This window comes from Spirillospora sp. NPDC127506 (assembly GCF_040302145.1).
Lineage (GTDB): Bacteria > Actinomycetota > Actinomycetes > Streptosporangiales > Streptosporangiaceae > Spirillospora.
The window spans coordinates 15488-37581 of the sequence record NZ_JBEORG010000020.1 but is presented as its reverse complement, the minus strand read 5'-3'; the positions used below and the strand labels follow the sequence as shown (position 1 = coordinate 37581).

The 22094-nt window shown below is 74.1% G+C and carries 16 protein-coding genes; 10 read left to right on the top strand and 6 right to left on the bottom strand.

Annotation, left to right across the window (positions count from 1 at the left end):
- Window positions 1–57: 57 nt before the first annotated feature.
- Window positions 58–903 (top strand): IPT/TIG domain-containing protein, encoded by an 846-nt coding sequence (locus ABTW95_RS19910; RefSeq protein WP_500227049.1) that lies wholly within the window; start codon window positions 58–60, stop codon window positions 901–903.
- On the opposite strand, the gene ABTW95_RS19905 is transcribed toward ABTW95_RS19910, so the two are convergent.
- Window positions 896–2335 carry a hypothetical protein gene (locus ABTW95_RS19905; RefSeq protein WP_500227048.1) on the bottom strand — a complete coding sequence of 480 codons (1440 nt, stop codon included), beginning with the start codon at window positions 2333–2335 and terminating at the stop codon, window positions 896–898. The genes ABTW95_RS19910 and ABTW95_RS19905 overlap by 8 nt on opposite strands.
- 179 nt (window positions 2336–2514) lie before the next feature.
- Here ABTW95_RS19905 and ABTW95_RS19900 point away from each other — a divergent pair, with 179 nt between their 5' ends.
- Complete coding sequence (locus ABTW95_RS19900) at window positions 2515–3195, top strand: hypothetical protein (RefSeq protein ID WP_500227047.1); 681 nt, start codon at window positions 2515–2517, stop codon at window positions 3193–3195.
- A gap of 10 nt (window positions 3196–3205) precedes the next feature.
- Here the strand turns inward: ABTW95_RS19900 and ABTW95_RS19895 are convergent, their stop codons facing one another.
- A complete protein-coding gene (locus tag ABTW95_RS19895; protein WP_500227046.1) occupies window positions 3206–4414 on the bottom strand; it encodes an MFS transporter in 1209 nt (402 codons plus the stop codon).
- Between the two features lie 187 nt (window positions 4415–4601).
- On the opposite strand from ABTW95_RS19895, the gene ABTW95_RS19890 reads away from it, so the two are divergent.
- The 3 genes from ABTW95_RS19890 to ABTW95_RS19880 are packed head-to-tail and all read left to right on the top strand — an operon-like array spanning window position 4602 to window position 8611.
- Window positions 4602–5873 carry a lipase family protein gene (locus ABTW95_RS19890; RefSeq protein WP_500227045.1) on the top strand — a complete coding sequence of 424 codons (1272 nt, stop codon included), beginning with the start codon at window positions 4602–4604 and terminating at the stop codon, window positions 5871–5873.
- Between the two features lie 18 nt (window positions 5874–5891).
- Entirely contained in the window at window positions 5892–6854 is a 963-nt protein-coding gene (locus tag ABTW95_RS19885; RefSeq protein WP_500227044.1) for an acyl-CoA desaturase, read from the top strand.
- Window positions 6851–8611: a fatty acyl-AMP ligase gene (locus ABTW95_RS19880; RefSeq protein ID WP_500227043.1), complete on the top strand. Its 1761-nt coding sequence runs from the start codon at window positions 6851–6853 to the stop codon at window positions 8609–8611. Before ABTW95_RS19885 ends, ABTW95_RS19880 begins: the two co-directional genes overlap by 4 nt.
- Before the next feature lie 3 nt (window positions 8612–8614).
- On the opposite strand, the gene ABTW95_RS19875 is transcribed toward ABTW95_RS19880, so the two are convergent.
- Window positions 8615–9856, bottom strand: coding sequence for a PucR family transcriptional regulator (locus ABTW95_RS19875; protein WP_500227042.1), 1242 nt, complete (start codon window positions 9854–9856; stop codon window positions 8615–8617).
- Between the two features lie 236 nt (window positions 9857–10092).
- Here ABTW95_RS19875 and selA point away from each other — a divergent pair, with 236 nt between their 5' ends.
- From selA to selD, 3 genes are read left to right on the top strand one after another with little or no spacing between them, the layout of a single operon-like run.
- The gene (selA, locus tag ABTW95_RS19870; RefSeq protein WP_500227041.1) at window positions 10093–11412 is read left to right on the top strand and encodes an L-seryl-tRNA(Sec) selenium transferase; all 1320 of its coding nucleotides are present in this window, start codon (window positions 10093–10095) and stop codon (window positions 11410–11412) included.
- A complete protein-coding gene (locus ABTW95_RS19865) occupies window positions 11409–13184 on the top strand; it encodes a SelB domain-containing protein (protein WP_500227040.1) in 1776 nt (591 codons plus the stop codon). The genes selA and ABTW95_RS19865 overlap by 4 nt, the downstream gene beginning before the upstream one ends.
- Window positions 13181–14176: a selenide, water dikinase SelD gene (gene selD, locus ABTW95_RS19860; RefSeq protein ID WP_500227039.1), complete on the top strand. Its 996-nt coding sequence runs from the start codon at window positions 13181–13183 to the stop codon at window positions 14174–14176. Before ABTW95_RS19865 ends, selD begins: the two co-directional genes overlap by 4 nt.
- A gap of 8 nt (window positions 14177–14184) precedes the next feature.
- On the opposite strand, the gene fdh is transcribed toward selD, so the two are convergent.
- From fdh to ABTW95_RS19845, 3 genes are all read right to left on the bottom strand, one after another.
- Window positions 14185–17436: a formate dehydrogenase gene (gene fdh / locus ABTW95_RS19855; RefSeq protein WP_500227038.1), complete on the bottom strand. Its 3252-nt coding sequence runs from the start codon at window positions 17434–17436 to the stop codon at window positions 14185–14187.
- A gap of 70 nt (window positions 17437–17506) precedes the next feature.
- Complete coding sequence (locus tag ABTW95_RS19850; protein WP_500227037.1) at window positions 17507–19264, bottom strand: hypothetical protein; 1758 nt, start codon at window positions 19262–19264, stop codon at window positions 17507–17509.
- A 119-nt stretch (window positions 19265–19383) separates the two neighbouring features.
- Entirely contained in the window at window positions 19384–20121 is a 738-nt protein-coding gene (locus ABTW95_RS19845; protein ID WP_500227036.1) for an SCO6745 family protein, read from the bottom strand.
- A 230-nt stretch (window positions 20122–20351) separates the two neighbouring features.
- Here ABTW95_RS19845 and ABTW95_RS19840 point away from each other — a divergent pair, with 230 nt between their 5' ends.
- Window positions 20352–21356 (top strand): LacI family DNA-binding transcriptional regulator, encoded by a 1005-nt coding sequence (locus tag ABTW95_RS19840; protein WP_396445164.1) that lies wholly within the window; start codon window positions 20352–20354, stop codon window positions 21354–21356.
- Between the two features lie 68 nt (window positions 21357–21424).
- Window positions 21425–22090 carry an L-ribulose-5-phosphate 4-epimerase gene (locus ABTW95_RS19835; protein ID WP_396445038.1) on the top strand — a complete coding sequence of 222 codons (666 nt, stop codon included), beginning with the start codon at window positions 21425–21427 and terminating at the stop codon, window positions 22088–22090.
- Window positions 22091–22094 lie beyond the last annotated feature (4 nt).

The window sequence follows — 22094 nt, the reverse complement described above, 5'->3', positions numbered from 1 at the left end:
GCCCGGGCGGATAACCGGCTGGAGGCCCGCGCGAACCGAACCCCCCGAAGGAGGGCCGTGACCGAACCGTCCGCCGAACCGTCCGCCGAATCGGAGTCGCCCGGCGGGACGTACGCCCGCACGCGCGACATCGTCGCCGTGTTCGCCGTCCTGCTGATCGTCACGGCGGTGCTGGTGATCGTGCTCGTCCAGGCGTGGCCGGCGAGCCCCCGGATCGGCCCGGACGGGCGGACCGAGATCACCCCGGCCGCCAAGACGGCCCGCTTCCCGGGCTGGTCGCCGACGCTGTCGCGGGAGACGAGCCTGTTCGTGATCGTCATGGCCGCGGGCGCGCTCGGCGGCATCGCGCACGTCCTGCGCTCGTTCTACTGGTACATCGGGAACCGGGCGCTGCGCCGGAGCTGGCTGCCGATGTACCTGCTGCTGCCCTTCGTCGGCGCGCTCTTCGGGCTGATCGTGTACCTGGTCGTGCGGGGCGGCCTGACCTCGCCGGCCGGCGGTGCGGCCGACATCAACCCGTACGGGATCACCGCCATCGCCGCGCTCGTCGGGCAGTTCTCGCGGGAGACCGCGGAGAAGTTCCACAGCGTCTTCTCGACCCTGCTGGCGCCCGCGCCGCAGGGCCGCGACCACGCCCCCGCGGCGACGGTCACCGCGATCGAGCCGCTCGGCGGCCCGCCGGGCACGGCCGTCACGGTCCACGGCACCGGCCTCGCGGCGGCGATGGGCGTCCGCTTCGGCCCGGCCCGCGCGGCGGTCTCCGACGTGACCGACACCCGGCTCCGGACGACCGTCCCGGTGGGCGCCGCCTCCGGCTGCCCCATCGTGTACATGCCGGCGGGCAGCGTGGCGAGCCCGGAGACGTTCACCGTCGAGGACCCCGCCGGACGGGCCGCTACTTAGCGTCCTGCCAGTGGTCGTGCCAGGCGTCGTAGGCGGCGCCGGGGTACACGCGCGGCAGCTCGGACGTCGGCAGCCGCCCCAGCTCGGCGCCCGTCCGCGCGACGCCGAACTGCCGGTCGCCGGCGTAGGCGGTGCGGCGCAGGCTCCGCGGCCCCGCGACCAGGCACGTGTAGCGGGGGCCGGGCAGGTCGATGTCCGGGATCGCGGCGCCGACCGCGAGGCTGTTGGACACCGTGACCCAGGCGCCCAGCTCCGCGACCTGCCGCTCGGCGCCCTGGTCCTCCCAGCGGTACTCCAGGATCGGCTTGGAGAAGATCGGGACGAGCAGGTGCGACACCCCGCACGCCAGCAGCTCGCGCTCCCAGCGGATCGAGCGGCCGAGGTCCTCGCAGATGAGCACGGCGAGCCGGCCCAGGGACGAGTCGAGCACGCTGATCTTGCGGCCGGGCCGGATGTGCTCGGCGGCGGTGCCCGCGTCCGGCGCGTCCGGCAGCCGCCACAGCCGCATCTGCGCGGCGTCCAGCGTGAAGCCGGACAGCTTGTCCTGGACCAGCAGCTCCCGCCCCGTCCACCGGTCGAGCAGGACGGCGCGGTTCGGCGGCGGGTCGCCGCCGCCGAGCGGGCCGCTGCCGAGCAGGATGAACCGCAGCGGGCGCCGGCTCCGGTCGCGCCCGGCGGTGTCGAACGCGACCTCCTTCCAGTGCTCCAGCAGCGCGTCCGACAGCGACGCCTCCGGCATCACGGCGAGCTGCGCGCCGGACTCGTCCAGCCGCCGGACGATCGCCTTGATCCGGCTGCGCAGCCCGGAGGAGTCCATCGGGCGCAGCCGGTACACGGTCGTGCCGTCCCGCTCGGCGAACTCGATCTCGACGTCGTCGTAGGTCTCCAGCACCGGCGCGCAGCCGACGGCGACCGGCTCGTCCCGGCTGAAGTGCGGGTCGTGCGCGGCGGGCAGGACCGAGTGCTCGATCATGTCCCATTCCGCCTGCGGGACGCGGTGGACGCCGAAGAACTCCGCCTTGGACCGCAGCCCGCGGGGCCGGCCCGGGTAGGCGCAGCGGGGGAGCAGCGCGCCCGTCGTGCCCGGCCCGTTGAACTTGCCCTCGGTCAGGTAGGTGACGAGCACCCCGGCCAGCGCGGGCGCGCCGTGGTACGGGGAGTACGGGCTGGCGTGCGCGAGCGCGGTGTCGAGGCCGAGGAGGATCATGAACCGGCCGCGGTCCCCGTACTCGGCGATCATCTCCTCGGTGATCGCCGGGTCGAGGACGCCGTGCTCCAGCACGATCTCGCCGATCTCGTTCGCGCGCCGCCGCACCTGGGCGTCCTCGTACCAGCGGGTGGCGGTCCAGCCGCGGAACACCTCGTCCGGCATGGCGTCGTAGAGCCGGACGAAGAGATCAGCTGGTTCTGCCGGATGCACGGCTGCGGCCAACTGATCCTCCATCAGCGCCCCCGGGGGTCAAGGCACGGTCACGGCTAGTGGCTCGATGCTAACGCTCGCGGGCCGGGGACACCGTGTCGTCCGCAACAGAGACGCGCGTCACTTGACATTCACTTGGCATGGGCGCACGCTGGACATGTCCGGGGATGCCCGTCGCCGAGGAGTGAGCCGTGAACCCGTCCACCGACACCGCCCCCGACCGCCGCGATCGGCGGACCGAGATCCGGCGCCTCATCGACGCCATGGAGAACGCCAAGGTCATCAGCGACGGCCACTTCTCAGCGCTCGGCATGCTGATCACCGATGCCTCGCTGAGCGCCGACGAGCCCGCCCTCACCGAATGCCAGGACGGGCTCCAGTGGCTGCACCGCCACTATCTCGACGTCGACGCCCTCGACGGCGCGCAGCGCGAGCAGCGCGGCCGCATCCTCGGCTTGATCGACGTCGTGCACTGGGCGCTGAAGCGGCTCCCGTCCGGCCTCCAGCTCGCGCTGCAGCCCGACGGGTACGCGGCGCGCTTCCTCGTGGCCGTGGCCCGCCGCCAGGGCCTGTCCAACCAGCAGCTGGCCGCCGAGCTCGGCACCGACGAGACCGAGATCAGCCGGGTCGGCCGCAAGCTGCTGTCCGCGGGCGTGGTGTGGCGGCGCAAGGAGTGGCGCCACAACGCCTGGGACCTCACCCCCCGGGGGCGCCACTACCTGGAGACCTCGGGGCTGATGCCCGCCGACCCCGATCCGGACCGCCCCGCCGAGCGGCCCCGGCGCTCGGCCGACGCGGACGCCGTCCCGCGCGGCGCGGAACCGGCCCGCCGGGCCGGGCCGCGCGACCGCCCGCGGCCCGCGCGGGGCTGACCGCGCGGGATCAGGAGCGGCGGGCCAGCGGCAGCGCGAGCAGGATCACCGCGGCGGTCATGGCGAACGCGGCCGGGTAGCCGGCGCCGGCGGCGGCCACGCCGAACGCGGCGCCGCCCACGCCCATGCCGCCGTCGTAGCCGATGTTCCACAGCGCGCTGACCGTCCCGTAGCCGGACGCCGGCGTCCGCTCGTACATCATCGAGAGGCTCGCGTTCTGCGTGATGCCGAAGCCCGTGCCGAACAGCGCCATCGAGGCGAACACCGCCGCCGGGTGCGGGACGGCGACCAGCAGCGCGATCCCGGCCGCGGCGAGGGCGAGCGCGGGCGGCAGCAGGCGCGCGGCGCCGCGCCGGTCGCCGGCCCGCCCCGCCCACCAGCGGGCCGCCGTGGTCGCGGCGGGCTGGACGAACAGCGCCGCCGCCGCGACGGCCCCGCCGGGCACCGCCTGGGGCAGGAAGGTGATCAGGATGCCCGCCGCCATCGCGGTCGAGGCGAAGGCCAGGGCCGGGCGCAGCAGCGCCGGCGACCGCAGCGCCGCGACCATCCCCAGCGGCCGCCCCTCCGCCGGCGGGGACGCCGACGCCGACGCAGACGCTGATGGGGGCGCTGACGGCCGCGGCGGCCGGTTCGGGATGCCGGGCAGCACCGCGAGCGTGGCGAGCGCGACCGCCGCGCTCGCCACGAACACGGGGGTATAGCCGATCCGGTCGGCGAGCCACACGCCGAGCGGCAGCGCGAGCACCGAGGGCGCCCCGGCGGTGATGCCGAACACCCCGAGCGCCTCGCCGCGCCGCTCCGCCGGCGCGAGCGCCGCCACCAGCGCGTTGGGCGCGACCACGGCGACGCCGAAGCCGAGGCCGCGCACCAGGCTCGTCAGCACGACCATCGCCGTCCCGGACGAGAACGGCAGCGCGAGCGGCGGCAGGGCGAGCAGCAGGGTCCCCGCCGTGAGCACCGTCCGGTAGCCGAACCGGGTGAGCAGCCGGGGGAGGGCGAGCTCGGCGAGGACGGTCGTCAGCATCAGCGCGCCGGTGGCGAGGCCCGCGCCCGCGCGGCCCGCCCCGCCGTCCACCGCGTACATCGGGACGACCGACAGCAGCAGGAAGACCCCCGTCAGGCTGGTGACGGTGGCCGCGAACACCAGCGCCAGCGGCCGGGTGACCAGGCGCGGGCGCGGCCCGGCCGCCCGGCCGGCGTCCCGTAGCGACTCGCTCATGAGGCCGACATTAGGTGACCGGCCGGACATCTCGATCGGCGGCGGGGCCGGCGGCGGGACGGCGGGGCCGTTGTTGAGTTCGTTGCTAAGAACGCGGCCCGACCATGTGAGGAGACTTCATTCCGCGCCCGGAGCGTGATCGGCACAGTCGTCAGCATTCGGTTTCCAGCCCACCCCTGGAGCGAGAATGCGCCTTCGCCCCCTCCTCGGCGCCGCCGTGCTCGGCGCCGCCCTGGCCGTTCCCGTCACCGCGCCCCATGCCCTGGCCGCGCCGCCGGGCTGCGACGCCACCGACGCCGACATCTACGCGGCGCCGCCGGCGACCGTCCCGGGCGAGCCGGGCGACCTGCTCGCGTGCCGGCCGGTGAAGCTGACGAACATCCCCGGCGACGTCCCGATGAAGGCGTGGAAGGTCCGGTACGTGTCGACGGACGTCAAGGGCGCGAAGAACGTCGTGACGGGCACGGTCGCGATCCCGGAGGCGGCCTGGACGAAGGGCGGCTCCCGCCCGACCGTCGCGTTCAACCCCGGGACGCTCGGCTCCGGCCCGCAGTGCGCCTTCTCCAAGCAGCTCGCCGGCCAGTACGTCGACATGTACGAGGGCGGCAACCTGCAGCTGTTCCTCAAGGCGGGGTTCGCGGTCGCCGCGACCGACGGGGTCGGGTACCTGGACGGGCAGGTCCACACGTACATGATCGGCGCGAACGCGGGGCACGCGCTGCTCGACGTCGTCCGGACGTCCCGCCAGATCCCGGGCGGAACGCTCACCGCGGACGGCAAGGTCGGCATCTCCGGCTACTCCGAGGGCGGCGCCGCCGCGCTGTGGGGCGCGCAGCTCGCCTCGTCCTACGCGCCGGAGCTGGACGTGGCCGGCGCCGCGGCGGGCGGCGTGCCCGGCGACCTGAGGCTGACCGCGAAGCAGCTGAACGGCAGCTTCTTCGCGGGCTTCCTCGCCGACGCGCTCGTCGGCCTGAACGCCGCCTACCCGGAGATGCCGTTCACCGAGCTGATGAACGACCGGGGCGCGCAGGCGGTGAAGGACGTCCGGTCCAACTGCCTGTTCGGGACGCTCGCGGTGTTCCTCGGCGCCCGCGTCGAGAACTTCTCCACGGACAAGCTCACCCTCGACCAGCTGTACGCGGTGAAGGGGCCGGGCGGAGTGACCTGGGGAGAGGTCGTCGACCGGCAGAAGCTCGGCGTGGACGTCGGCCCGCCGTCGTCCGGGGCCAGGTACGAGATCGGCTTCCCGGTGTTCCAGTACCGCGGCTGGCTGGAGGAGATCATCCCGCACGAGACCGAGGACGGCACCCGCCAGGCGTACTGCGCGGCCGGCATCAACACGACCTGGAAGAACACCTACCCGACCGAGCACCTGTCGACCGACTGGGGCGCCGCGGGGGACGTGACGAACTTCCTCGGCGACCGCTTCCAGGGCAAGCCCGTCACCGGCAACTGCTGAGCCAAGGAGAACTACGACATGACAGCGGGCGTCGCCGACATCGGCGGCCGCACCCCCCAGCCGGACATCTCCGGAACCGTCCCGCTGCCCGAGCGCATCGCGGTCGTGGTGTTCGTCGTCGCGCCGATCCTCGGGCTGCTGGCGGCCGTCCCCTTCCTGTGGGGCTGGGGGATCGGCTGGACGGATGTGGCCATCTTCGCGTTCCTCTATCCGCTCAACGCGCTGGGCATCACGGTCGGCTACCACCGGCACTTCACGCACGGCGGCTTCAAGGCCAAGCGGTGGCTGCGGATCGTGCTCGCCGTCCTCGGCGGGCAGGCGATGCAGGGGTCGGTGGTCCGGTGGGTCGCCGACCACCGCCGCCACCACAAGTACTCCGACCAGGAGGGCGACCCCCACTCGCCGTGGGCGTACGGGCCGGGCGTCTGGGGGCTCACCAAGGGCCTGTACCACGCGCACATCGGCTGGCTGTTCAGCAAGGACCGCACCTCGCGCAGCAAGTACGCGCCCGACCTGCTCAAGGACCGGGACATCCGGTTCCTGTCGCTCGACCCGGTGTACGCGGTGATCGTGCTGTCGACGTTCCTCGTCCCGATGGGGCTGGGCGCGCTGCTCACGCTCTCCTGGCACGGGGCCGTCACCGCCCTGTTCTGGGCGGGCCTGATGCGGGTGTTCGTCGGCGAGCACGTCACCTTCTCGATCAACTCGATCTGCCACGTGTTCGGCAAGGAGGACTTCAGGACCCGCGACAAGGCCCGCAACGTGTGGTGGCTGGCCATCCCGTCGTTCGGGGAGTCCTGGCACAACCTGCACCACGCCGACCCGACCTGCGCGCGGCACGGCGTCCTCAAAGGCCAGATCGACATCAGCGCCCGCGTCATCTGGCTCTTCGAGAAGCTCGGCTGGGTCTGGGACGTGCGCTGGCCCGACCCCGAGCGCCTCGCGTCCCGGCGCGTCACCTCCCCTGGAGAAACGGCATGAAGGACCTCCCCGAACTCGACCGGACCCCGCTGATCGAGCGGCTCGCCCGGTTCGCCAAGGACTTCCCCGGCGACCGCGCGTACACGTTCATGGACTACGTGTCCGACCCGGACGGCGTCGCCGCGCACGTCACGTGGGGCGAGCTGGACCGGCGCGCCCGCTCGATCGCCGCCGCGATCCGCGACGCCACCGGGCCGGGGCGGCGGGTCGCGCTGCTCGCCCCGCAGGACCTGCACTACGTCACCGGGTTCCTCGGCGCGATGTACGCCCGCGCCATCGGCGTCCCGCTGTTCTCCCCGGACCTGCCCGGCCACGGGGACCGGCTGCTCGCCGTCTACCAGGACGCCGAGCCCGACGTCGTCGTCACCACGAGCGCGTCGCTGCCCGCCGTCGAGTCGTTCCTGAGCGGCGAGTTCGTGCGCCCGCCGCTGGAGGTCATCGTCGCGGACCGGGTGGACCCGGCGCTCGACTGGACGTCCGAGCCGATCGACCCGGACGACATCGCCTACCTGCAGTACACGTCCGGCTCGACCCGCACCCCGGCCGGCGTCATCATCACGCACGGCAACTTCGCGACGAACGCCGAGCAGCTGTGGCGGGCGTTCGAGGGCATCCCGCGCGAGTCGTCCGGCGTGAACTGGCTGCCGGTGTTCCACGACATGGGCCTCGTCACCACGGTCGCGCTGCCGCTCGTCTACGGCAACCCGGGCGTGATCATGGACCCGGTGGCGTTCATCATGCGCCCCGTCCGCTGGCTGGAGCTGCTCAGCGAGCAGAAGCACGCGTTCACCGGCGGCCCGAACTTCGCCTACGAGTACCTCACCGCGCAGGTCACCGAGGAGGAGAAGGAGAAGCTCGACCTGAGCGGCGTGCAGGTCTTCATGAACGGCGCGGAGCCGATCCGGGAGAGCACGCTCACCGGCTTCTACGAGGCGTTCAAGGACTGCGGGCTGCGGCCCGAGGCGCAGGTGTGCGCCTACGGCCTGGCGGAGGCCACCGTCTACGTGTCGGCGTCGTCGCGGTTCCGGCCGCCGACCCGCGTCGCGTTCGACCACGAGCGGCTGCGCCGCGGCTCCGCCGAGCCGTGCGACGCGGACGCGCCCGGCTCGATCCAGCTGATCGCGTGCGGGACGTCCTACGGCCAGCACACCGTCATCGCCGACCCGGAGACCGGCGTCCGTCTCCCCGACGGGAAGGTCGGGGAGATCTGGGTGCACGGCCCGAACGTCGCCGCGGGCTACTGGGGGCGCCCGGAGGCGACCAAGGAGACGTTCAAGGCGGAGCTGTCCGGGACGATCGGCGACCTGCCGCGCGGGCCGTGGCTGCGCACCGGGGACCTCGGCGTCGTGCACGGCGGCGAGCTGTTCGTCACCGGCCGGATCAAGGACCTCGTCATCGTCGACGGCCGCAACCACTACCCGCAGGACATCGAGTTCACCGTGTCCGGCGCGCACAAGGGGATCCGCCGCGAGTACACGTGCGCGGTGTCGGTCGACACGGGCGACACCGAGGGGCTCGTGGTGATCGCCGAGCGGAACCGGCGGGTGCCGATCGCGCTCCTCGACCCGGAGGAGGTGGCGCAGGCGGTGCGGACGGCCGTCAAGCAGGCGCACGACCTGCGCGTCCACGACTTCGTGCTGATCGAGCCGGGCGGGCTGCTCCGCACCAGCAGCGGGAAGATCGCCAGGTCCGCCTGCCGGCGGGCCTACCTCGACGGGAAGCTGCCGGTCACCGGGGTCCCCGCAAGGAGCGAGTGACGCTCACGGCTGCTCCCCGTCCGCGTTGTCCCGCAGCCAGACGGGGAGCAGCAGCATCAGCTCCAGCCGGATCGCCGGGTCCTCGATGTCGTAGTCGAACAGCTCGTGGAGCTGCGCGAGCCGGTACCGGACGGTCTGCGGGTGGACGCACAGCGCCTCGGCGGCGTCCGTCGCGTTGAAGCCGTGCTTGAGGCACTCCAGCAGCGTGACCGCGAGCCGGGACCCGCGGTGCGCGCCGAGTTCGGTGAGCGGCGCCAGCCGCCGCCTGGCCGCCGCCTCCGCGAGCGTCCACCCCTCCTGCAGCAGCAGGTCAGGCATGTGCCGGTCGGCGTGCACGAGGCCCGGCCCGGTGCGGCCGAGCCGCCCGGCCGCGAGCAGGTCCAGCGTCCGGTGCGCCCAGTGCAGCGACACGCCGGCCTGGTCCGTCGGCACCGACGGCCCCACCGCTCCGGTCCAGCCGCTGAGGACGGCGGTGAGCCGGTCGGGACCGCCGGGGCGGTCGGGGTCGGGCATCACCAGGCACGGCCGGCCCCGGTCGAGGCCGCTCAGCAGGAACGGCGGCAGCCCCGCGGGCCCCTCGCCGCCGCTGCCGGGGCGCGGGCTCAGCACGATCACCGCGAGCCGTTCGGGCAGCGCCCACCCGGCCAGGTTCGCCTGCTCGACGACGATCTCCTTGGGCGCCGCCGGTTCCGTCAGCAGCAGGCTGAGCAGCCGGCCGCGCCGCTGCTCCCGCTCGCCCGCCGCCTTCTCCCGCGCCCGCGCGTAGCCCTGCGCGGCGGCGGACGCCAGCAGGTCCAGGTAGGCGAAGTTCACCTCGGTCAGCGCGATCGCCAGCTCGCGCGGCTTCTGCAGCCGGTCGGCCTCCCGCGACAGGTACCGCCAGGCCGTCCGGGACGCGACGCGCAGCGCGTTCTGCAGGTGCTCCAGCGAGCGCCCCTCCATCGCCTCGCCGTACCCGACGTCGAAGAAGACCTGGTGGACCTCCTTCCAGGACACGTCCGGGTCGGCGATCATCTGCACGAAGTGCCCCATGCCGCGCTCGATCGCGACCCGGATCGTCTCGGTGTAGACGGGGTCGTCGGGCCGGGCGTACTCGGGGACGTGCCGCAGCACTCCCTCCACCATGGAGTCGACCAGCGCGGGAAGGTGCGGGCGCATCCACTGCGCCTCCTCGCGCGGTACGTCCCGCCAGGGCTCCCCGGACAGTTCGCCGGTCTCCGCGGCTCCCTCGTACAGCTCCGTCAAAGTGCCACCTCCGTCAGCGAACACCCGGGCCGCCAGGCTAGGTAAGAGGAATCACACGCGACACTCACCCCGGTGACAAGGCGCCCGGCTTCCTTTCATGCGCGGCGTATGGAATTCTGCTCCGCCGTCACGACCCGGGGCCGGGCGAGGGCCGGGCACCGGCTTCCGGTCCGCCCCGGCGCGGCCCCGTTTGCGTGCGATGCCGGCGGGTAACGCTGGTGTTCGGAGGTCGCCTGATGGATCGCGGAGCCGCACCCGGCGCGGGGGAGGACGGGCGGCGGCGAATCCCCCGCACTGACGTGCTGCTCGCCGATCCGCGGCTCGCCGGGCCGGTGCAGCGGCTCGGGCGCGGCGTGGTCAAGGCGGCGGTGGTCGCGGCCCAGCGGCGGGCGCGCGACGGCGAGATCCCGCCGGACGCGGTGGCGGACGCCGCCGTGGCGTCGCTGCCGGCGACCGCCTCCGGGCTGCGTCCCGTGATCAACGCGACCGGCGTCCTGCTGCACACGAACCTCGGGCGGGCGCCCCTGTCGGACGCGGCGCGCGAGGCCGCGGCCCGCGCGTCGGGCGCCACCGACGTGGAGCTCGATCTGGAGACCGGGCGGCGGGCGCGCCGGGGACGGTCCGCGCTGGCGGCGCTGCTGGAGCGGGTGCCGCAGGCGGAGGCCGCCCACGTCGTCAACAACGGGGCGGCGGCGCTCGTGCTGGCCGCGACCGCGCTCGCGCCCGGCAGGGAGATCGTCATCAGCCGCGGCGAGATGGTGGAGATCGGCGACGGCTTCCGCATCCCCGAACTGCTCGCGGCGACGGGCGCGCGGCTGCGGGAGGTGGGGACCACCAACCGGACCGCGCCGGACGACTACGCGGCGGCCGTCGGCGAGGAGACCGGGTTCATCCTGAAGGTGCATCCCTCGAACTTCCGGATCGAGGGGTTCACGCGGAGCGCCGGCGTCGCGGAGCTGGCCGGGCTCGGGGTCCCGGTCGTCTCCGACATCGGGTCCGGGCTGCTCGCGCACGAGCCGCTCCTGCCGGACGAGCCCGACGCCGCGTCCATGCTCAAGGCGGGCGCGCACCTCGTCACGGCGAGCGGCGACAAGCTCCTCGGCGGCCCGCAGTGCGGGCTCGTCCTCGGGCGGGAGGACCTGGTGCGCCGGCTGGCGCGGCATCCGCTCGCGCGGGCGCTGCGGGTCGGCAAGACGACGCTCGCGGCGCTGGAGGCGACCGTCCGCGGGCCGCGCACCCCCACCGAGGAGGCCCTGCGCGCCGGCGCGGCGGGCCTGCGGGAGCGGGCCGAGCGGATCGCCGCGCGGCTGCGGGACGGCGGGGTCGACGCGGCGGCCGTGGACAGCGACGCGGCGGTCGGGGGCGGCGGAGCGCCCGGCGTCGTCCTGCCGAGCGCGGCCGTGTCGGTGCCCGAGCGCTGCGCGGCCCGGCTGCGGCGCGGCGTCCCGGCCGTGCTGGGGCGGGTCGAGGACGGGCGGTGCCTGCTCGACCTGCGGGCGGTGCCGCCCGCGCGGGACGGCGAGCTGGCCGAGGCGGTCCGGGCGGCGGCCCGATGACCCACGTCGTCGCCACCGCCGGGCACGTGGACCACGGCAAGTCCACCCTCGTCCGCGCCCTGACCGGGATGGAGCCCGACCGGCTGGAGGAGGAGCGGCGGCGCGGCCTGACGATCGAGCTGGGCTTCGCCTGGACGGCCCTGCCCGGCGGCGACCGCCTCGCGTTCGTCGACGTCCCCGGGCACGAGCGGCTCGTCGGCACGATGCTCGCCGGCGTCGGCCCCGTCCCCGCGGTCATGTTCGTGGTGGCCGCCGACCAGGGCTGGCAGCGGCAGTCGGAGGAGCACCTCGCGGTGCTGGACGCGCTCGGCGTCCGGCACGGCCTCCTCGCCGTGACCCGCTGCGACCTCGCCGGCCCCGGGACGGCCGCCCTCGCCCGGGAGGAGGCGCTCGCCCGCATCGCGGCCACCTCGCTCGGCGAGGTCGAGCCGGTCATGGTCAGCGGCGCCACCGGGGACGGGCTGGACGGGCTGCGCGCCGCGCTGGAACGGCTCACCGCGTCCCTGCCCGCGCCCGACGCGGACGCCGACGTGCGGCTGTGGATCGACCGCGTCTTCACCGTCCGGGGCAGGGGCACCGTCGTGACCGGAACCCTCGGCGCCGGGACGATCGCCGCCGGCGACCGCCTCGCCGCCGGCGGCGGCCTCGTGCGGGTGCGCGGCCTGCAGAGCCTCAAGGAGGACCGCGACCGCGTCGGCGCCGTCGCCCGCGTCGCCCTCAACCTGCACGGGGACGTGCGGGAGCTGCGCCGGGGCCGCGCCCTGCTCGCGCCCGGGCGCTGGCTCGCCGCCGGCCTCGTCGACGTGCGGCTGCGCGGGGAGCCGGCGCACGACCTGCCGCGCGAGCTGACCCTGCACGTCGGGACGGCGGCGGTGCCGGTGCACGTGCGCCCGCTCGGCGACGACACCGCGCGCCTGGCGTTGCGCCGGCCGCTGCCGCTGCGCGTCGGCGACGTCGCGCTGCTGCGCGACCCCGGCGCCCACCGCGTCCCCGCCGGGGTCACCGTGCTGGACGTCCGCCCGGAGCCGTTCCGGCGGCGCGGCGCGGCGGCGGCGCGGGCCCGCGAGCTGGCCTCGATGAGCGGCCGCCCCGACGGCGCCGCCGAGCTGCGCCGCCGCGGGCTGATCACGCGGGCGGAGCTGGCCGCGATGGGCGTGCCCGCCCCGTCCGAGCCGGTCGCGGGGGACTGGCTCGCCGACCCCGGCCACTGGGCGGACCTCCGCGAACGCCTCACCGCGGCCGTCGAGGAGCACGCCGCCGCCCACCCCGCCGACCCCGGCCTGCCCGCCGACGCCGCCCGCCGCGCCCTCGGCCTGCCCGACCGCGCCCTCGTCGAGGCGCTGGCCGAGGCCGGCGCCGGCCTGCGGCGGCGGAACGGCCGTATCTACGGGCGGGCGACCGCGCCCGAACTGCCCCCGCCGGTCCGGCGGGCCGTCGACGCGGTGCGCCGCGAGCTGGCCGGCGCGCCGTTCCGGGCGCCGGACGCGCACCGGCTCGCCGACCTCGGGCTGACGCCGCGGATGCTCGCCGCCGCGGTCGCGGCCGGCGAGCTGCTGAAGGTCGGCGACGGCATCGTGCTGCTGCCCGGCGACGACGCCCGCGCCGCCGCGCTGCTCGCGGGCCTCGGCGGCCCGTTCACGCTGAGCGAGGCGCGCCGCGCGCTCGGCACCACCCGCCGCGTCGCCGTCCCGCTCCTGGAGCACCTGGACGCGAAGGGCTACACGGTCCGGGTGGACGACCTCCGGCGGCGCTGCACCGAGGAGGCGGGATGAAGAGGCTGACCAAGTACGCGCACGGCGGCGGCTGCGCCTGCAAGATCCCGCCCGGCGAGCTGGAGGACGTCCTCGCCGGGCTGAGCACCGTCCCGGAGGCGCCCAACACCGAGATGATCGTCGGCCTCGACACCGGCGACGACGCGGCCGTCGTCCGGCTGCCGGGCTCCCGCGGCGGCCTCGCCGCCGTCGCCACCGCCGACTTCTTCACCCCCGTCGTCGACGACCCCTACGACTGGGGGCGGATCGCCGCCGCGAACGCGCTGTCGGACGTCTACGCCGTCGGCGGCCGGCCGCTCGTCGCGGTGAACCTGCTCGCCTGGCCCCGCGAGGTGCTGCCGTTCGACCTGGCCCGGGAGGTGCTGCGCGGCGGGCTGGACGTCGCCGCCGAGGCGGGCTGCCATGTCGGCGGCGGCCACAGCGTCGACGACCCCGAGCCCAAGTACGGCATGGCCGTCACCGGGGTCGCCGACCCCGCCGCGCTGCTCCGCAACGACACCGGCAAGCCGGGCGTGCCGCTCACCCTGACCAAGCCGCTCGGCCTCGGCGTCCTGAACAACCGGCACAAGGCGACCGGGGAGGTGTTCCCGCACGCCGTCGCCGCCATGACGCGGCTGAACCGGGACGCGTCCGCCGCCGCGCTCGACGCCGGAGCCGTCTGCGCCACCGACGTGACCGGCTTCGGGCTGCTCGGGCACCTGTACAAGCTGGCCCGCGCGTCCGCCGTCACCGCCGTGGTGGACGCCGCCGCCGTCCCCTACCTGGACGGCGCCCGCGAGTCCCTGCGCGCCGGGTACGTCAGCGGCGGCACCCGCCGCAACCTCGGCTGGGTCGCCCCGCACACCGATTTCCGCGGCACGTCCGAGGAGGACCGGCTGCTCCTCGCCGACGCGCAGACGTCAGGCGGCCTCCTCGTCGCCGGCGAGATCCCCGGCGAGCCGGTCATCGGCGAGCTCGTCCCCGCCGGGCAGCACCCGCTCGTCGTCCGCTAGCCGCCCGGCTAGACCTCGGTGCCGGTCTCCGCGGTGATGCCGGCCCGCTCCCGGTACTCCCGGACCAGCGCAACGGCGGCCGGGCCGCGCGGGCGGCGCCCCGGGCGGATGTCGACCGACAGCGCCTTCGCCTCCTGGATGTGGGTGTTCGGGTCCAGGGACAGGTGCAGCAGCTCGTTCGCCGCGTCGCCGGTGCTGTAGCCGTTCGGGCCCCAGTGGTACGGCAGGCCGATCTGGTGCACCGTCCGGCCGTCCACGACGAGCGGCTGCATCCGGTCGGTGACCAGGACGCGGGCCTCGATGACGGCGCGCGGGCTGACGATCGTCGCCCAGCCGCCGTGCTCCAGGCCCCGCTCGGCCGCCAGCTCCGGGGACACCTCGCAGAAGAACTCCGGCTGCAGCTCGGCCAGGTACGGCTGCCAGCGCGACATGCCGCCCGCCGTGTGGTGCTCGGTGAGCCGGTAGGTCGTCGTCACGAACGGGTACACCTCCGCGCCCGGCGCCCCGTCCGCCGGCGCGTACCGGTTGTCGGGATGCGGCGGCAGCAGGTGCCGGACGGGGTTGCGCTGCTGCTTGTACAGCGGGTTCGTAAACGGCGACTCCTGCGGCTCGTAGTGCGTCGGGAGCGGGCCGTCGGTCAGCCCCGCCGGCGCGAACAGCCACGCCTTCCCGTCCGCCTGCATGATGAACGGGTCGTCGCCGGCGAGCGCGTCCGGGCCAGTGGCGTCCCTCGGCGGCTTGTAGTCGGGCGGGCGGTCGGCGATGAAGTCGGGCACGTCGTGGCCTGTCCACTTCCCCTGCTCGGCGTCCCACCAGACGTACGCCTTGCGATCGCTCCAGGGGTTGCCGTCCGTGTCGGCGGACGCCCGGTTGTAGAGGATGCGCCGGTTCGACGGCCACGCCCACCCCCACTCGGGCGCGACCCAGTGCTGGTCCTTGCCGGGCTTGCGGCGGGCGGGCTGGTTGACGCCGTCGGCGTAGCAGCCGCAGTAGATCCAGCAGCCGCACCTGGTCGACCCGTCGTCCTTCAGCTGCGTGTAGGACGACAGCGGGTTCCCGTCGGCGTCGAAGCCGTTGATCTCGGCGAGCACCGCCTCCGCGTCCGGCTCGTCCAGCCGGCCGCGCGTCGGGTAGTCCCACGTCAGGTCGAGGACCGGGCGGTCCATCTCGTCGTCCGACCCGGCGAGCTTCTCCCGGATGATGCGGCCCAGGTGGTACATGAACCACAGGTCGCTGCGCGCGTCCCCGGCGGGCTCCACGGCCTGGTGGTGCCACTGCAGCATGCGCTGGGTGTTGGTGAAGCTGCCGTCCTTCTCGGTGTGCGCGGCGGCGGGCAGGAAGAACACCTCGGTGCCGATGTCCTCGGTGCGCATCTCGCCCGACTCGATCTCCGGGCCGTCCTTCCACCACGTCGCCGACTCGATCAGCGAGAAGTCGCGGACGACGAGCCAGTCCAGGTTCGCCATCCCGAGCCGCTGGATCTTGGCGTTCGCGGACCCGACGGCCGGGTTCTCGCCCATCAGGAAGTAGCCCTTGCACTGGCCGCCGATCTGCGCCATCGCCGTCTCGTACGTGCTGTGCGAGCCGGTCAGCCGGGGCAGGTAGTCGAAGCAGTAGTCGTTCTCGGCGGTCGCCGCGTCGCCCCAGTACGACTTCAGCAGGCTCACGGTGTAGGCCCGCATGTTGCCCCAGAAGCCCTTCTTCGCCGCCTCCGCCTTGACGAACGCGTCCAGGTCCTCGTTGCTGTGCGCGTGCGGCATCGGGATGTAGCCGGGCAGCAGGTTGAACAGCGTCGGGATGTCCGTCGACCCCTGGATGGACGCGTGGCCGCGCAGCGCCATGATGCCGCCGCCGGGCCGGCCGATGTTGCCGAGCAGGCTCTGCAGGACCGCCGCCGTCCGGATGTACTGGACGCCGACCGTGTGCTGCGTCCAGCCCACCGCGTAGACGAACGCGGACGTCCGGTCCCGCCCCGAGTTCTCGGTGAGCATCTCGCACACCTGCAGGAACTGGTCGCGCGGGACGCCGCAGATCCGCTCCACCATCTCCGGCGTGTACCGGGAGTAGTGCCGCTTGAGCACCTGGAACACGCAGCGCGGGTGCCGCAGGGTCGGGTCCCGCTCCGGGGCGCCCGTGCCGATCGCCGCGCCGCCGGAGCCGTGCGCCTCGCCGCGCCCCGCCTCCGCGACCGACCCGGCGCGCTCCTCGTACTCCATGTCCCGCCGGCCGGACGCGGCCTGCACCTGCATTCCCTCGTACTGCCACGTCCTGAAGTCGTAGCTGCGGTTCTCCGGGTCGAGGCCGGAGAACACGCCGTCGAGGTCCTCGGTGTCGCGGAAGTCCTCGGTGAGGATCACCGGCGCGTTGGTGTAGGCCACCACGTAGTCGCGGAAGTACTTGTCGTTCTCCAGGACGTAGTTGACGATCCCGCCGAGGAAGGCGATGTCACTGCCCGCGCGCAGCGGGACGTGCGCGTCCGCGAGCGCGCTGGTCCGGGTGAACCGCGGGTCCACGTGGATCAGCTTCGCGCCGCGCGCCTTCGCCTCCATCACCCACTGGAACCCGACCGGGTGGCACTCGGCCATGTTCGAGCCCTGGATGACGATGCAGTCCGAGTTCTGCAGGTCCTGCTGGAAGGTGGTCGCGCCGCCGCGGCCGAACGAGGTTCCCAGACTGGGAACGGTGGAGGAGTGTCAAACGCGCGCCTGGTTCTCGATCTGCACCGCGCCGAGCGCGGTGAACAGCTTCTTGATCAGGTAGTTCTCCTCGTTGTCGAGCGTGGCGCCGCCGAGGCTCGCGAAGCCCAGCGTGCGCCGCACCCGCAGGCCGTCCTGCTCCCACTGCCAGCCGTGCCGGCGGGCCGCGACGACCCGGTCGGCGATCATGTCCATCGCCGTGCCGAGGTCGAGGCGCTCCCACTCGGTGCCGTGCGGGCGCCGGTAGAGGACCTGGTGCTCGCGGGCCGGCCCGGTGGTCAGCTGGAGGCTGGCCGAGCCCTTCGGGCACAGCCGCCCCCGGCTGACCGGCGAGTCCGGGTCGCCCTCGATCTGGGTGACCTCGCCGTCCTTGACGTACACGTCCTGCCCGCAGCCGACCGCGCAGTACGGGCAGACGGACTTCACGACCTGGTCGGCGGTGCCCACCCTGGCTTTGATCCGCTCGGTCCCCGCGCTCTTCGCCGCGGAGCCGCGGCCGAGCGGATCGTCGCCGGTGAACTGGCGGTAGACGGGCCATGACCCGATCCATGTACGAACGCCCACGTCACACCACCCTTCACCTTCGCGCGCCGTCCACCTACCCGGCGCCCGTCCGGCAAAACAAACCGCTGCGCTAACCCGCGAAGGCGGCCAGCGCGGTGGAGACGGGTTCCGGCTCGCCGCCGTTCTGCACGGCGGAGGCCGTCAGCACGTCGAGGTGCTGGTAGCCGGGCGCGACGACGTCGCCGGGCTGCGGGTCGCTGAACCCGAGGCCGTCGCCCGCCTCCAGGTTGAGGATCGGGTTGGCCGCGATGCCTCCCTCGTGGACGGCGTCGTCCGCGATGCCGGGCGCGCCCGCCAGCGCGATGTCGGTGACCATCTTCGTGGGGAAGTAGTGCTCGGTGAAGTCGAGCGGGTGCTCCGACAGGCTGCGCGCCAGCTCGGCGATGTCGGTGACCTCCTTGCCGGCGGACGTGAACGGGGTGCCGTCCTTCGACTTGTACACCGGGTCGTCGGGCGCGCCGACGCGGTCGTAGTTACGCCACGTGTAGAGCGGGCCGCCCGGCTCGTCGGGGATCGCCTTCTTCTCCTTGCCGAGCAGCCGGGACAGGCCGCCGAGCCCCAGCTCGTCCAGGTTGTTCGGCGCCGGGAACTCCTTGTCGACGATCCTGCCGCCGTCCCAGAAGCCGACGCTGGCCTGCATGAACGCGAGCGGCTGGGAGTTGTCGTCCAGCAGCCCGCCGAGCGCCGCGGCGTTGGTGAAGCGGAAGTCCTTCACCGTCGGGGAGCCCTTGAGGAACGTCGGGTAGTCCTTGGAGAACAGCAGCCGGTACGTCATGTCCTGGTTGAACCCGGACGGGACGTAGGCCGCGAGGTCGGAGACGCCGTCCGGGTCGAGGTTGGCCGCGAGACCGGCGATGCCCAGCAGGTTCATCGTCTCGGTGTTGACCACGGCCGGGGCCGACAGCGCGCGCGGGATCACGCCCGTCTCCAGCCCGGCCTGGACGGCGCCCGCGCCGAACTCGACGAGGGGAACCCAGTCCTCCGGGACCTCGCCGCCCATCCCCGGCAGCCCCTTCGCGATGCGGGTGTCGAGCGCGAAGTAGCCGGAGCACTGGTTGTAGCCGGCGTCGTCCGTGGTGGCGTGGTTCCCGTCGAAGTCCCATTCGGCGAAGTAGGCGGTCAGGACGCCGCCGAGGGAATGGCCGCCGCACAGCATCTTCTGCTTTCGGGCCGCCTGGTCCGGAAGCTCATGGACCATCAGGTCGTACTGGTCGCGCACGGTCTGTTCGAGCCCGACATTCTGCAGCCATTTCACCTGGTCGTTCGACTGGTATCCGGCGAATTTGCGGCCGTCCACCTCTTTCTGCCGGTAGTAGTAGTCCACGGCGAGGTGGACGTCCTTCGCCCTGAGCCCGGCCTGGAGCCCGGTGCGGTCCTCAAGGCAGTTGGAGCGCCGGTCGAGCGCCCAGAACTCGATGTGCTTCCCGCGCTTCGCCGCGGCCGACACCGTGTTCCGCGCGACGCTGTCGAACGCGCCCGCGCCTTCGAGGATGCCGGGCTGGGCGACCAGGATCCTGTCGGCCCGCGCCGGTTCGGCGGGCCCGTCCTCGTGCCGGAACCGCAGGTAGGACAGCCAGTCGCAGGCTTCGGGATGGGGGCCGGCGGAGGCCGGGAGCGGCACCTTGACGCGCACCGCCGACTCGACGACGTCGGTGACGGGCGAGCCGGACGGGACGGGCGTCTCGGACCGGCCGGCCTCGCGCGCGCTCACCGGGCCGGCGAGCGCCCCGGCGGCCAGGGCCGAAGCCGCGAGGACGGTGAGGGGCACGAACGAGCGAAGCGGGCCGCGGGGTCGTCCCCCCGCGGCCGACAGGGTGGGTCGCCCCATCGCGGACTCCTTTCGGAGCGGTCGAGTGATGGGGCAACAATGAACTCAGTCGTTCTTGTTACGACAGTCGTTTGTTTGCGCAATCTCCGCGCGGCTCTTGTCTCCGGCTGACAAACCGGTCAGCCGAGGACGGCCGAGCCGGCCTTCTCCACCAGCTCCGCGAACTCCGCGCGCTCGGACGGCGACAGCGCCTTCTCGTACACCGCGGCCGACAGGCGGTCGGTGATCTCCTCGGCCTCCGCGCGCAGGGGCTCGCGGTCGGAGCAGTCGGGCAAGTCGCCCTGCCAGCCGCAGAACCTGGCCTTGCCCTCCCCCTCGTGGATCAGGATCGCCTCCAGCGGCGACAGGCCGACGGCCGTCGTCGCGACCAGGTGCTGCCCGCCGCGCAGCTCGCGCAGCACCTGGAGCACCTGCACCAGCCGGCCCGGCCCGCGCTCCGGCAGCGGCTCGGCGCGCCAGCCGCAGAACAGCGGCAGCCCCGCGCCGTCGGCCGCGTTCGCGACCCGCTCGGCCAGCTCGCACAGGCGCGGGTCGTCGGGGAGGTGCTCCTCGCCCCAGGCCCGGAACGCCTTGGCGTACCGGCGCGCCGCCTCCCGCGCCCCGGCGACCGCGACGCCCTCGTCCCACATGGCACGCACGACCCCGGCCTCGAAGAAGCCGAGCGCGGCCCAGACCACGCCGCCGTCGACGTCGCCGAGCACCCCGCCGCGCCCCGCGAAGTAGAAGGCGAACGGGTTGGCGTAGCCGAGTTCCCTCCCGTGTTCGGAGACCGCCGGGTCCAGCATCCATTTCGAGCCGATGTCGTGGACGATCTCGTCGGCGGCGCGGACGGTCTCGGCGGCGGTCAGGTCCGGCATGGGCGCTCCTCGGCTCCGGGGGGTGAGGTAAGCGGGAGGTTACCTCCTGCCTGCGAGACCGTGCCATCCGGGGGCGGATCGGCGCGGCGCCGGGCGGTGCGGCGGGCGGGTCGACCGGCTGTTGACATTCGCGGGAGTTAGCGCAAACATTCGGGGCGTAGCAATGACTTCGGGGAGGCGATGTGGCGGCCGAATCACCGGAGGCGCCCGACGGCCGGCGGCTGGCGGTGATGGAGGACGTGGCCGCGATGGCGGGCGTTTCCGCGATGACCGTGTCGCGCGTGCTCAACACCCCGGAGAAGGTGCGGCCGCAGACGCGCGCCCGGGTGATGGCGGCCGTGCAGGCCCTCGACTACCGGCCCAACTCCGCGGCCCGGGTGCTCGCCACCGGGCGGTCCGGCGTGCTCGGCGTGGTCAGCTTCGACACCACGCTCTACGGGCCCGCGTCCACGGTGTTCAGCATCGAGCAGGCCGCCCGCGAGCACGGCTACAACGTCAGCATCGTCAGCCTCAGCTCGCTGAACCGGCGGTCGATCGGGGAGGGCGTGGAGCGGCTGCGCGCCCAGTCCGCCGACGGGATCATGGTCGTGGCGCCGCACGAGTCGGCCGCCGACGGGCTGAAGGAGCTGCCGTCCGACACCCCGCTGGTCGCGGTCGGCGCGGGCGGCGACGTGCCGTTCCCCGTGGTGGCGGTCGACCACCGGGCCGGCGCCGAGCGGGCCGTCCGGCACCTGCTCAGCCTCGGCCACGAGACCGTCGTGCACCTGGCCGGGCCCGCCGACTGGGTGGACGCGAGCGGCCGCGCGGACGGCTGGCGGGCCGCGCTGGAGGCCGCCGGGCGGGAGGTCCCGGAGGGCCCCTCGGGCGACTGGAGCGCCCGGTCCGGGTACGAGCACGGCCGGCAGATCGCCGCCGATCCCGAGGTCACCGCCGTGTTCGCGGCCAACGACGCGATGGCGCTCGGGCTGCTGCGCGCGCTGCGCGAGGCCGGCCGCGACGTGCCCGGCGAGGTGAGCGTCGTCGGCTTCGACGACGTGCCCGAGGCCGCCTACTTCCCGCCGCCGCTGACGACCGTCCGGCAGAACTTCGGCGAGGTGGGGCGGCGCGCGTTCCGCCTGCTCCTGGACCGGATCGAGGGAGCCTCCCGGCCGGTTCCCGAGCCGGCCGGCACCCGCCGCGTGGTGGAACCCGAGCTCGTGGTCCGGGAGAGCACCGGGGTGCGCCGCGGTACCTGACCACTGATGACCGGAACCGGAGATCCCGTTCGTCGGCCATTGATGTTAGCGCTAACAAAGGAGCGGACATGACAGCCCAGGAGACCGCCGCGCTCCGCACCGAACTCGCCGTCCTGCATCAGCTGCTCGTCGAGGGCGGGCTGGTGGTGTGGACGGCCGGGAACGTGTCCGCCCGGGTCAGCGGCGACGCCTTCCTGATCAAGCCGAGCGGCGTCCCCTACGAGGACCTCACCCCCGACTCGATGGTGCTGTGCGACCTTGAGGGCAAGCCGATCGGCGACCAGCCGCTCAAGCCGTCCAGCGACGTGTTCGCGCACGCGTACGTGTACCGGCACCGCGCCGACGTCGGCGGAGTCGTGCACACCCATTCGACCTATGCGACCGCGTGGGCGGCGCGCAACGAGCCCATCCCGTGCGTGCTGACCGCGATGGCGGACGAGTTCGGCGGGGAGATCCCCGTCGGCCCGTTCGCGCTGATCGGCGGCGACGACATCGGCCGGGGCATCGTCGAGACGCTCGACGGGCACCGCAGCCCGGCCGTCCTCATGCGCAACCACGGCGTCTTCACGATCGGCGCCGACGCGCGCGCCGCGGTGAAGGCGGCCGTGATGTGCGAGGACGTCGCCCGCACCGTCCACCTGTCCCGCCAGCTCGGCGAACCGCTGCCGATGGACGCGGGCGACATCGACCGCTTGTACGACCGCTACCAGAACGTCTACGGGCAGAGGGGCTGACCAC

Coding starts and splice junctions, on each gene's coding strand:
- ABTW95_RS19895 (WP_500227046.1), bottom strand. CDS start 4,414: ATGAGCGAGTCGCTACGGGACGCCGGCCGGGCGGCCGGGCCGCGCCCG.
- ABTW95_RS19890 (WP_500227045.1), top strand. CDS start 4,602: ATGCGCCTTCGCCCCCTCCTCGGCGCCGCCGTGCTCGGCGCCGCCCTG.
- ABTW95_RS19885 (WP_500227044.1), top strand. CDS start 5,892: ATGACAGCGGGCGTCGCCGACATCGGCGGCCGCACCCCCCAGCCGGAC.
- ABTW95_RS19880 (WP_500227043.1), top strand. CDS start 6,851: ATGAAGGACCTCCCCGAACTCGACCGGACCCCGCTGATCGAGCGGCTC.
- selA (WP_500227041.1), top strand. CDS start 10,093: ATGGATCGCGGAGCCGCACCCGGCGCGGGGGAGGACGGGCGGCGGCGA.
- ABTW95_RS19865 (WP_500227040.1), top strand. CDS start 11,409: ATGACCCACGTCGTCGCCACCGCCGGGCACGTGGACCACGGCAAGTCC.
- selD (WP_500227039.1), top strand. CDS start 13,181: ATGAAGAGGCTGACCAAGTACGCGCACGGCGGCGGCTGCGCCTGCAAG.
- ABTW95_RS19850 (WP_500227037.1), bottom strand. CDS start 19,264: ATGGGGCGACCCACCCTGTCGGCCGCGGGGGGACGACCCCGCGGCCCG.
- ABTW95_RS19845 (WP_500227036.1), bottom strand. CDS start 20,121: ATGCCGGACCTGACCGCCGCCGAGACCGTCCGCGCCGCCGACGAGATC.
- ABTW95_RS19840 (WP_396445164.1), top strand. CDS start 20,352: ATGGAGGACGTGGCCGCGATGGCGGGCGTTTCCGCGATGACCGTGTCG.
- ABTW95_RS19835 (WP_396445038.1), top strand. CDS start 21,425: ATGACAGCCCAGGAGACCGCCGCGCTCCGCACCGAACTCGCCGTCCTG.